This is a genomic window from Mycobacterium sp. E796 (assembly GCF_001672815.1).
GTDB lineage: Bacteria > Actinomycetota > Actinomycetes > Mycobacteriales > Mycobacteriaceae > Mycobacterium.
The window spans coordinates 16,634-27,056 of the sequence record NZ_LZKK01000030.1 but is presented as its reverse complement, the minus strand read 5'-3'; the positions used below and the strand labels follow the sequence as shown (position 1 = coordinate 27,056).

Genomic DNA, 10,423 nt, shown 5'->3' with positions numbered 1-10,423 from the left:
ACCGAATTCCCGCCCCTGCTCAAGCATTTCGCCGACAAGCAAAACCTCTTGATCAACGCGGTCGACGCGACCGGCCGACTCAGCCAGGTCGCCGACCAATACCTGTCCGCCTCCCGGGGCGACCTGCACCAGGACCTGCTGGCGCTGCAATGCCCGTTGCGGGAACTGGGCCGTGGCGCCCCCTATCTGATCCGCGCGCTGAAGCTGATCCTGGTGCGGCCGTTCGACGTCGACGCCGTTCCGAAGTCGTTCCGCGGCGACTACTTCAACCTGTCGCTGACGCTCGACCTGACCATGAGCTCCGTCGACAACGCGATCCTGACCGGGACCGGATTCTCCGGAGCGCTGCGCGCGCTCGAGCAATCGTGGGGCCGCGACCCCGAAACGATGATCCCCGACGTCCGCTACACGCCGAACCCGAACGACGCCCCGGGCGGGCCGCTGGTGGAAAGGGCGGACCGAGGCCAATGCTGACCCCCTTCATCAAGCGTCAGCTGATCCTGTTCGCCCTCCTGAGCCTCGTGACCGCGGTCGCGCTCGGCGGGTACTACCTGCGGATTCCCACCGCGGCGGGGATCGGCCAGTACACGCTGCACGCGGACCTGCCGGCCTCGGGCGGTCTGTACGAGACGGCCAACGTGGCTTACCGCGGCGAAACCATCGGCAGGGTGACCGACGTCGAGCCGACCAAGTCGGGCGCGCGGGTGACCATGAGCATCGCCAACCGCTTCAAGATCCCGATCGACGCGACGGCGAACGTGCATTCGGTGTCGGCGGTCGGTGAGCAGTACATAGATCTGGTGTCGCTCGGCAACCCGGGCAAGTACTTCCAGCCGGGACAGACCATCACCAAGGGCACCATACCCACCGACATCGGTCCGGCGCTGGACGCCGCGAACCGCGGGCTGGCCGCGCTACCCAAGGACAAGATCTCCTCGCTGCTTGACGAAACCGCCCAAGCCGTAGGTGGATTGGGGCCCGCGCTGCAACGACTGGTCGACGCGACCCAGGCGATCGCCGGGGATTTCAAGACCAACATCGGTGACGTCAACGACATCATCCAAAACTCCGGGCCGATCATCGACAGCCAGGTCAACTCGGGTGACTCGATCGAGTGGTGGTCGCACAACCTGGACATCCTCGCCGCGCAGAGCGCGGAAAACGACCAGCACGTGCAAAGCATCCTCACGCAGGGCGCGCCGACCGCCGATCAGGTCAACGCGGTGTTCGGCGACGTCCGCGAATCGCTGCCGCAGACGCTGGCGAATCTCGAGATCGTGCTGGACATGCTCAAGCGCTACCACAAGGGCGTCGAGCAATTGCTCGTCTCCTACCCGCAGGGCGCCTCGGAAGGCCAGACCGTGACGACGCCGTTCCCGGGCTACGCATCGCTCGGCACCTCGCTGACGATCAATCAGCCGCCGCCGTGTCTGACCGGGTTCCTCCCGGCACCGCAGTGGCGCTCGCCGGCGGACACCAGCCTGGCGCCGATGCCGTCCGGAACCTATTGCAAGATCCCGCAGGACGCGCCAGCCAACGCCGTGCGCGGGGCGCGCAATCTGCCGTGTGTCGATGTGCCGGGCAAACGCGCCGCGACGCCGCGGGAATGTCGCGATTCCAAGCCGTACGTCCCTGCTGGCACCAACCCCTGGTACGGCGACCCCAACCAGATCCTGACCTGCCCCGCGCCCGCGGCGCGCTGTGATCAGCCGGTCAAGCCGGGCCTGGTGATACCCGCGCCGTCCGTCAACAACGGCATGAATCCCGCGCCCTCCGACCGGGTTCCGGGGACACCGCCCCCCGTCAGCGATCCGTTGCAGCGCCCAGGCTCGGGCACCGTCCAATGCAACGGGCAGCAGCCGAACCCCTGCGTGTACACCCCGGGCGGCCCTCCCGCGGCCGTGTATAGCCCGCAGAGCGGCGAATTTGTGGGCCCCGACGGCGTGAAGTACGCGGTCGAGAATTCGACCAAAACCGGCGACGACGGGTGGAAGGACATGCTGACGCCGCCCCGCTGAGCGAGCATACGGTGAATGCCCTTGATCTGCACCGCTTTTGGCTGTACCTCACGGTTCTGGGCGACCGGAGGGTCGTCCTCCCCCAGATAACCGCACCCGTTCGCGCGGTGACGCGTCACGCGGCTCCTCCGTGCCGCTTCAGTGTCCTGACCGGGCCATTGACACTGACCGCACGTACAGTCATATACTAGGGCTTCGTCGGGTTGGCGCATTCATCACGCTCCAGGTCGGTGCGGGTCGGAGATCGGAGCGAAATGCCGGAAGTGATTGGCCTGGGTCAGCTCCGGAGTGACGCGCGCGCATATCTCGAGCGGGTTGCCGCCGGAGAGGCGATCGATGTCGTCCGTCGCGGCAAGCTGGTGGCGCGAATCCTGCCGGTCGGCGACTGGAGGGTGGCTCCGATCCCAGCGCGATCCGTCAAAGCCCCGGCCTCCGACGCGGGCGGCTGGGTCGGGCTCGAGGAATTGCGAACCCGTGCCGGGCGGTGCTTCGACCGGGTCGCGGCCGGCGAGACGGTCTACGTCGTCCGCGGCGGGCGGATATTGGCCCGAATCGTGTCGGCCGCAGACGGCGCGACAACCCCGCCGCCGGCGGACGCTGGCCGCCGGATCGAGCTGGACGAGCTGCGTAAGCGCGCGGGACGCTATTTCGACAAGGTCGCGGCGGGCCAGACGATTGAGGTCGTCCGCGGCGGCAAGCTGGTGGCCCACATCGTGTCGGCCGCCGGGGACGACGCGCGCAAAGGGGCCTGATCGCCGCCCCGCCCCCTATCAGGCCGGGCTGCCTCTTATCTGATCGGCAATTGGCGGCGCGTTTTGCCGTCGCCAATGTGGGTAGGCTACCCTAACCGATTTAGATAGGAAGGCTTACTTACTATGCCGGTTAGGTTCCCGTTTCACCCACACGCCGATGCGTCTCGCCGCGCCTGGCTGCCCTGCCCGAATTGCGGCTGGGGCCGCGACAAGTGCTCGGAGTGCCGGAGCCGGCGCAACTGCGGCAACCACTGGCAGTACCTGCTGAGCAACCGCGCGACGGTGGTCAACCTGCAATGCCCGGGCTGCGCGAACCTGTGGTCGACCGACACCCGAAACCGCTAGGCCTCGACGAGCGCGTCCTCGGGCAGCGGGCGTTGGCACACCGCGCGGGCGTCCTCGGCGCCGAGCCCGAACAGACGCAGAACACTTTCCGTCACGCTGTCGGCGGCCCGTGCGTCGTCGCGATCCGGGTTGTCCCGCAACAGCTTTCCCAGCCCGAGTAGGGCGCCGCCCGCCATGAAGAGGGCGAGTTCGGGGTCGTCGACCGTGAACCTCCCCGCGTCGACGCCGGCCCTGATATCGCGCAGCGCCCGCGGGGCCAGGCCCCGATCGGACGCGAGCAGCGCCAGCCCGTTGGCCAGCAGGATGTCGCTTTCGCGCGGCCGCCGGCGGAATAGCCGGCCGATCAACCGGAAGCTGGTGGCAAAGGTTTCCGCCGGGTCGTCGATCGACTCGGTCAACCGGTCCAACAGCGCTCCGTGCGCGTCGAGCACTTCGGCGACCGCGGCCTCGAACAGCTGCTCCTTGCTCTCGAAGTGGTTGTAGAAGGATCCCATCCCCACGTCGGCCGCCTGGGTGATCTCGAGGACCGGCACGTTGGTCTTGCCCTCGGCTATCAGGCGCTGGGCTGCGCCGATCAGCGCCGCCCTGGTGCGCTGTTTGCGCCGTTCCAAGCGGCTGGGCTGGTCCTGGGCTTCGGGCATCGCGCTCATGTTAGGAGTATGCATCACTTTTGAAGATTTCGTCAGATAGGCCTTGACGGCGCGCCACGAGTATGTGACGATTTCGTCAGTTACCTTTGGAGATGGCGATGAACCTGACGAAAAACCCCCACCGAAATCTGCACAGCGACAAAGGCGCGCTGCGCGGCGAACACCCGGGCCGGTCCAGCAATCCGGTGATCAAGGTCGCCGACATCGCCTGGTTGGAGTTCGACAAACCCGACCTGACCCGCGCCGAGGCGTTCGCCCGGGCCTTTGGCTTCCAGACCGCGCGGAACGATCCCGACGAACTACACCTGCGCGGCACCCGCGCGGGCGGCCCGTGCGTGATCCTGCGCCGGGGCCCGCGCACGCGCTTCACCGGCGTGGCCTTCCGGGCCTGCGACGAGGCCGACGTGCTGCGGCTCGCCGACAATTCCGGTGCTCCCGTGCGGGCGCTGCCGGAGACCATCGGCGGCCTGTCGGCCGACCTGGTCGATCCCAGCGGCACGCAGGTGCGCGTCGTCGCCGGCATGCACGAGCTGCCCGCGCTGCCCGGCCAGCCGGTCCACGCTTTCAACTTCGGATGCGGCGCGCGGCGGACCAACGCCGGTCAGCGCCCCCCGCGCGTGCCCGCACGCATCGAGCGGCTGGGGCACCTGGTGCTGCAGTCGACGAAGTATCTCGAGACGCTGAACTGGTACCTCGACAACCTGGGGATGATCGTCAGCGACTTTCTGTACTTCCCGGGCCAGCGCCGCCGCGGACCGACCATGAGCTTCATCCGCTGCGATCTAGGATCGACCCCCGCCGATCACCACACGCTGGCGCTGGCGCTCGGGCCGGCCAACCGTTACGTGCACTCGGCCTACCAGGTCAGCGACCTCGACGCGCTGGCCGCCGGCGGCGAGTACCTCAAGGACCGTGGCTATGTCCGATCCTGGGGAATCGGCAGGCACATCCAGGGCAGTCAAATCTTCGACTACTGGCGCGATCCCGACGGATTCCTGGTCGAGCACTTCGCCGACGGCGACCTCTTCGACAACACCCTGGACCCGGGATGGGCACCCTTCACCGCGTCCGGACTGGCCCAGTGGGGGCCGCCGGCGACCAAAGACTTCCTCGGAACGGACCTGAAAGGTGCTCGCCACGAACTGGTTTCGATGATCACCGCGCTACGCGCACGCAACGAATTCGATGTCAACCGCCTCGCCGGCCTACTGAAAGTACCCACCTCATGACAATTTCCGTGCTGCACACCGCCTCTGAATCCGGTAACGCCTGGTGGCTCAAGACCCCCGACGGCGCGGTGAAGATCGACACCGCCGCCACCACCACCGGGGCCCTGCTGGCCGACCGCGCCGCCATCGCGGCCGCCGCCACCGGCGGCGAACCCGTCGCGCTGGACAGCCTGGCATTGGTCTCCCCCGTCACCCGTCCGTGCCGGGTGATCGCGCAGATGACCAACTTCGCGTCGCACGTTAAGGATGCCGGCATGGACCCGGCGTCCATTCCGCTGACCTTCTTCCGCAAGGCGTCGGCGTCGATCACCGGTCCGTTCGACGAGATCGTCAAACCCCCCCACGTCAGGCTCCTCGACTACGAGGTGGAGATCGGGCTCGTCATCGGCCGCGAAGTCCCTATCGGCACAACCATTTCCGAGGACAACCTCGCCGAATTCATCGCGGGGCTGGTGGTGACGAACGATGTCTCCGCGCGCGACATCCAGCTTCCCCAAACCCAGTTCTACGAGGCCAAGTCGTACCCGACGTTCACGCCGGTCGGTCCGGAGCTGGTGCTGCTGACCGCCGACGAGCTCAACCGGTTCGGCGACCTGCGGCTGCGGCTGAGCGTCAACGGCCAGGAGCGGCAAAACGCGCTCGTCGAGGGCGACATGCTGTATCGGCCGCTGGAAGCGCTGCAATCGCTCACCCAGTTTCAGGAACTCGCTCCCGGCGACCTGGTGCTCACCGGCACCCCGGTCGGCACCGCGCTCAGCGCCCCGCCGAAGCCCGTGCAGATCATCTCGAACCTGTTGCCGCCCGCCGTGAAATGGAAGATGTTCTTCAAGGGTCAGGCCGGCAACCGCAACTACCTCAACGACGGCGACGTCGTGGAGGCTTCGGTGGCCACCGACGACGGGGCGATCGACCTCGGCGCACAGCGCAACGAGGTTCGGTTCAAATGAGCGACAACGTTGTTCCGCATGTTCCGGTGGTGATCGTCGGCGCCGGACCGACCGGGATCACGGCCGCCACCATGCTGGCGCAGGGCGGGGTGGACAGCCTTCTCCTCGACCGCTGGCCCGACGTGTACCCGCAACCGCGCGCCGTGCACTTGGACGACGAGATTTATCGCGTCATCGCACGGCTCGGCATGGCCGACGAGTTCGCCACGATTTCGCGGCCCACCCTCGGATTGCGCTTGGTGGACAACCGATTCCGCGTGCTCGGCGAGTTCCACCGCCAACCCTCCCAAAGCCGGAACGGTTTCCCGCAGGCCAACATGTTCGACCAACCGGAGTTCGAGGCGCTGCTGCGCGCGAACCTCAAGCGGTATCCGAACGCCCAGTTGCGGGGGAACGTCGAGGTCACCGCAGTGAGCGACAGCGGACAGGGAGCCCGAGTCACGTTCACGGACATAACCGACGGCCGGGTGCACCACGTCGACGCAGACTACGTGTTGGGCTGCGACGGCGCCAGGAGCATCGTACGCACCGAAATTGGCTCGGCCATGCGGGATTTGAAGTTTGAGCAGCGGTGGCTCGTAGTCGACATCGCCAGCGACTCCGACCTGCACCAATGGGACGGCGTCCACCAGGTGTGCGACCCGGTGCGCGCCGGGACCTACATGCGCATCGGAGCGGGCCGCTACCGGTGGGAGTTCCGATTGCTGGACGGCGAAAGCGCCGAGCAGTTCGGCACGTTGGAGTCATTGCGACCATTGATCGCGTCCTGGATCGCCGAGGTTGCCGACTCCGAGATGACGCTCTTGCGGGTCACGGAGTACACGTTCCGGGCGCAGATCGCGGATCGGTGGCGCCGCGGCAACGTCTTCATCCTCGGTGACGCGGCGCATCTCACTCCCCCGTTCATCGGGCAGGGCTTGTGCGCCGGAATGCGGGACGCCGCCAACCTGGCCTGGAAGATCGCCGCGGTCGGTAATGGCACCCTCGATGCAAGCGTTCTCGATTCCTATGAGCAGGAACGCAAGCCGCATACCCGGCACATGATCCACCTCGCGCTGGGCGTCGGCTGGGCGATGACCGGCGGCGGCCGCGCCGGCGATCTCGTGCGTCGCCTGGTGCTACCCAGGCTGCGGCTGATCCCCGGCCTGCGCGACAAGGTGGTCGACTCGACCACCCCGCCGCTGCGGGCTTCCGCGCTGGTGCGCAAATCCCGCCGGCCGGGCCAGCTCGCCGGCACCCTGTGCCCGAACCCGTTGCTGCCCAACGGTCAGCGTCTCGACGACGTCGTCGGCACCGGGTTCGCACTGATCACCACGAGTCTCCCCGGCGTCGAGGAGCAAGCGCTCCTCGGGCGCCGAGGCGTCGCCGTCGTGGTTGCCGAGCCCGGCGGCGAGCTCGACTCGTGGCTGCGCGGTGGCCGAGCCACCGCGGCGTTGGTGCGACCGGACCGGACCGTTATGCGCGCGGGCCGCGACCAGGCGGCGATATGTGCGTGGGCCGCCACCGTCCTGCACGCCGGCTGAACTGCCGAGCAGACGCAGAATCGCACGCGGAACGGCTTCAGCGTGCGATTCAGCGTCTGGTCGCGGCAGAAGGGGCGGCTAGGCTGCCGGTGCCGGCTTGGCGACGATCACCGGAATGCGAACCGAGTGCAGGAGCGTGTTGCTTACGGAGCCCAGCAGCACCCCCGTGAGACCGCCTCGGCCGTGGCTGCCCACGACGACAAGCTGCGCGGATTCCGCCGCTTCGATGAGGTGGTGCGCCGGCCGGTCGCGCACGATCACGCGCCGGACCGTCACGTCCGGATAGCGTTCTCCCCAGCCCGCCAGGGCTTCGCCGAGGCTGCGCTGCCCCTCCTCCTCCACGGTCGCCCAATCCAAGAACGGCACCTCGGTCGTGACGTCACTCCATGCGTGCAACGCGACCAGGTCAACGCCCCGACGAGAGGCCTCGTCGAACGCCAACTCCGTCGCGTGTTCGGACGTCCGAGAGCCGTCGATGCCCACCAGGACGGGAGCGTCCTGGCGGGGTAGCTCCTCGTCACGGATGACCGCCACCGGACAACTGGCATGCCGCACCACGGTCGAGCTGACCGAACCGAGCACGCCGCGGGCCAACAAGCCTCGTCCGGAGGTGCCCACAACGACCATTTCCGCGTCATCGGACATTTCGATCAGCGTGGTCGCCGGGGCGGCGTATACCAATTCCCGGCCGATGGCGACCTTTCCGTCCTCCGGCATCGCGTCCTCGGCGATCTTCATGGCGTGCATGATGGCCTTCTTGCCGTCGTCCTCCAGCCGTACCGCCAGGGACTCGGGGTACGGGACCGGCGGCCAGGTCGCGGTGGGCGTCACCACCGCGTGGACGACGGTCAGCGGAACCTTTCTCATCGTCGCCTCGCGTGCCGCCCAGCACGCGGCGGTGTTCGCTGCGGGCGAGCCGTCGACCGCGACGACGATGCCCAGACGTTTCACGGATTCAGACACTTTGGTTCTCCCTTCGTCACCAGCGACGCTATCGGGAGGCGGGGGTGTCGGTCGTGAGGCTTTAGTCCTCAACCGCCCGGGACTGAGGACAGTCACTGAAACCCGTTGCGGCCGTTGGCTCACTCAGCCGACGGAAGTCGTCCAGCGGTAACCGCCCATTCATTCGTTAATCGGGGCCCGTTCAGGTTTGGCGACGCTGAAGCCGCGCGATGATCCAGAAGGGCAACGCCACGAAGACGGTGCCGCCGATCAGATTGCCCACGGTGGTGACGCCGATGTTGGTGAGCAAGCCGTCGTGACCGAAGCCCCAGCTGATGCCGGCGTGCGGTGCGGCGTGATGAAACAGGTTGAGCAACAAGGGAAGCCCGAGAAAGCCGACGTTCGCGATCACGTGCTGGGTGCCGCCGATCACAAACGCGAACGGACCGTAGAACGCGAATGCCATCCGCGCGACGTCGCTGCGCGCCTTGAAGAACATGCACATGGCGGTCTGCAGGAACCAGGTGCACACCACGGCCAGCAACAGCGCGGTGCCGACCGGCTGGCCGGCCTTCAGGGCGCCGACGGTTGCCGCACGCTCGGCGAAGGCACCCAGATACGGGCCGCCGGCGGCACCGCAGAGCGTGACGAACACAAACGCACCGGCGATGTTGCCGATGAGGCCGACGCCCACCAGCCACGCGTAGCCGCGAACGCTCATGCTGCGCTTCAGGACGGCAAGCAACCCCGCGGCCATGTCCGCGGTGATCAGCGACATGCCCGACACCAGGATCAGCACGAAAGACATGCCGAACGCCAGGCCCATCAGTAGGCTCGCCACTCCCGCGGTCTTCACACCGGTGCTCACGACCAGCGCGAGCAGCACCCCGAACGCCACCATCGCGCCGCCGACCACGGAACGGACGAAGAACGCCCACGGATTTGCGGCCTTTTCCACAGCCATGGCCGCCACCCGGTCCACCATGGCGCCCACGCTCAGCGGCTCGAACGGATCCTCGGTAGGCCCCTTGGTCACGCCAGACACGTCGGATGACAAGGAGACCAGCGCGTCTCCCGCCGTGACTCGCCTTTCCAACTGCGGCGCTTGCGTGTCGGTCGTCATTCGTGTCGGCCTTTCGGAAAGTCGTGGATCGCGTTGATGACCCCGCTGATGTGCTCGTCGCTGAGCTTTTCCCCCTCGAAAACGTGGTTGAGCAGGATCTTGAGGTCGAGCATCTGCTGCAGATAGACCAGGCACGGAGGGCAGTCCTCGAGGTGCTTGGCGACGATCGGGCCCCACCCCGCGGGATCGGAATCGACGAGTTCGTCGACGAGCCGCACGAAATCGACGCAGTCGATGGCTGGGACCGTGTTGTCGTAGACGGTCATCGTTGATACCGCCTTTCCAATTCATTTCGGAGGTTTCCACGGGCGCGGTAGAGCAGGGCGCGCTGCGCCTCGGCGGACAGCTGAAGGATGCCGGCCGCCTCTTCGGCCGATGCGCCGACGAGGTCGCGCAGGATGATCAGCTGTTTCTGCCGCTCCGGCAACGCATCCAGCGCGGCGCGCACGAGCCCGACGAGTTCGCCTGCCACCGTCTGGTCCTCGGGTAGGAAGCGATGCGACGGCGGCGAGCTCCAGTGCCCGGCGTCGGGGTGGCCGAGGGGGTGCATGCGACCTGCCAGTGGGTCCACGGCTTCAGTGTCGGTGGCCGCCAGGACCTCGTGGTCGCGGATCCGCGACTCACGCCGCCGGTACCGCGATGCGGTGTTCTTGACGATCCCGAACAACCACGTGCGCACCGAGGAACGTCCCTCGAACGAATCGGACGACTGCAGGACCTGCACCCATGCTTCCTGCACCGCTTCTTCGGCCACCGTCGTCGAATTGACCATGGTGCGAGCGAAGTTCACCATCGGCCGGTGGAAGTCGCGCACCAAACTGGCCAGCGGAATTCCGCCGACCAGGTGTTCAGACTCGGCGCCCTCGGGGGGCAGCGCGACTGGGGTCACCATCG

The 10,423-nt window shown here is 67.3% G+C and carries 11 protein-coding genes and 1 pseudogene; 7 read left to right on the top strand and 5 right to left on the bottom strand.

Annotated features, from left to right (window positions below; all coding sequences use genetic code 11):
- From A5706_RS02375 to A5706_RS02360, 4 genes and pseudogenes are all read left to right on the top strand, one after another.
- Positions 1-474, top strand: a pseudogene (locus A5706_RS02375) (mammalian cell entry protein); the annotation flags it as partial.
- Positions 468-2,018 (top strand): MCE family protein, encoded by a 1,551-nt coding sequence (locus A5706_RS02370; protein ID WP_068126655.1) that lies wholly within the window; start codon positions 468-470, stop codon positions 2,016-2,018. The pseudogene A5706_RS02375 and the gene A5706_RS02370, both read left to right, overlap by 7 nt.
- Positions 2,019-2,272: 254 nt before the next feature.
- Positions 2,273-2,770: a type II toxin-antitoxin system Phd/YefM family antitoxin gene (locus A5706_RS02365; protein ID WP_068126654.1), complete on the top strand. Its 498-nt coding sequence runs from the start codon at positions 2,273-2,275 to the stop codon at positions 2,768-2,770.
- A 123-nt stretch (positions 2,771-2,893) separates the two neighbouring features.
- Positions 2,894-3,115 (top strand): hypothetical protein, encoded by a 222-nt coding sequence (locus A5706_RS02360; protein ID WP_068126652.1) that lies wholly within the window; start codon positions 2,894-2,896, stop codon positions 3,113-3,115.
- On the opposite strand, the gene A5706_RS02355 is transcribed toward A5706_RS02360, so the two are convergent.
- Positions 3,112-3,756, bottom strand: a complete 645-nt coding sequence (locus tag A5706_RS02355) for a TetR/AcrR family transcriptional regulator (RefSeq protein WP_068126664.1) — start codon at positions 3,754-3,756, stop codon at positions 3,112-3,114. The two genes, A5706_RS02360 and A5706_RS02355, sit on opposite strands and share 4 nt — an antisense overlap.
- 107 nt (positions 3,757-3,863) lie before the next feature.
- Between A5706_RS02355 and A5706_RS02350 the strand changes: the two genes are divergently transcribed.
- Genes A5706_RS02350 through A5706_RS02340 form a run of 3 tightly spaced genes read left to right on the top strand, consistent with a single transcriptional unit; the run spans position 3,864 to position 7,464 of the window.
- On the top strand, positions 3,864-4,994 hold the full coding sequence (locus A5706_RS02350) for a VOC family protein (protein ID WP_068126662.1): 1,131 nt from the start codon (positions 3,864-3,866) through the stop codon (positions 4,992-4,994).
- Positions 4,991-5,941, top strand: coding sequence for a fumarylacetoacetate hydrolase family protein (locus A5706_RS02345; protein WP_068126650.1), 951 nt, complete (start codon positions 4,991-4,993; stop codon positions 5,939-5,941). The genes A5706_RS02350 and A5706_RS02345 overlap by 4 nt, the downstream gene beginning before the upstream one ends.
- Positions 5,938-7,464, top strand: a complete 1,527-nt coding sequence (locus A5706_RS02340) for a bifunctional 3-(3-hydroxy-phenyl)propionate/3-hydroxycinnamic acid hydroxylase (protein WP_068126648.1) — start codon at positions 5,938-5,940, stop codon at positions 7,462-7,464. Before A5706_RS02345 ends, A5706_RS02340 begins: the two co-directional genes overlap by 4 nt.
- Positions 7,465-7,542: 78 nt before the next feature.
- Here the strand turns inward: A5706_RS02340 and A5706_RS02335 are convergent, their stop codons facing one another.
- The 4 genes from A5706_RS02335 to A5706_RS02320 all read right to left on the bottom strand — a co-directional run bounded on the left by A5706_RS02335 (position 7,543) and on the right by A5706_RS02320 (position 10,421).
- On the bottom strand, positions 7,543-8,427 hold the full coding sequence (locus A5706_RS02335; RefSeq protein ID WP_068126646.1) for a universal stress protein: 885 nt from the start codon (positions 8,425-8,427) through the stop codon (positions 7,543-7,545).
- A 181-nt stretch (positions 8,428-8,608) separates the two neighbouring features.
- Complete coding sequence (locus A5706_RS02330) at positions 8,609-9,529, bottom strand: formate/nitrite transporter family protein (protein ID WP_068126644.1); 921 nt, start codon at positions 9,527-9,529, stop codon at positions 8,609-8,611.
- Positions 9,526-9,795, bottom strand: a complete 270-nt coding sequence (locus A5706_RS02325) for a hypothetical protein (RefSeq protein ID WP_068126641.1) — start codon at positions 9,793-9,795, stop codon at positions 9,526-9,528. Before A5706_RS02325 ends, A5706_RS02330 begins: the two co-directional genes overlap by 4 nt.
- Positions 9,792-10,421, bottom strand: a complete 630-nt coding sequence (locus tag A5706_RS02320) for an RNA polymerase sigma factor (RefSeq protein ID WP_068126638.1) — start codon at positions 10,419-10,421, stop codon at positions 9,792-9,794. Before A5706_RS02320 ends, A5706_RS02325 begins: the two co-directional genes overlap by 4 nt.
- Positions 10,422-10,423: the final 2 nt, after the last annotated feature.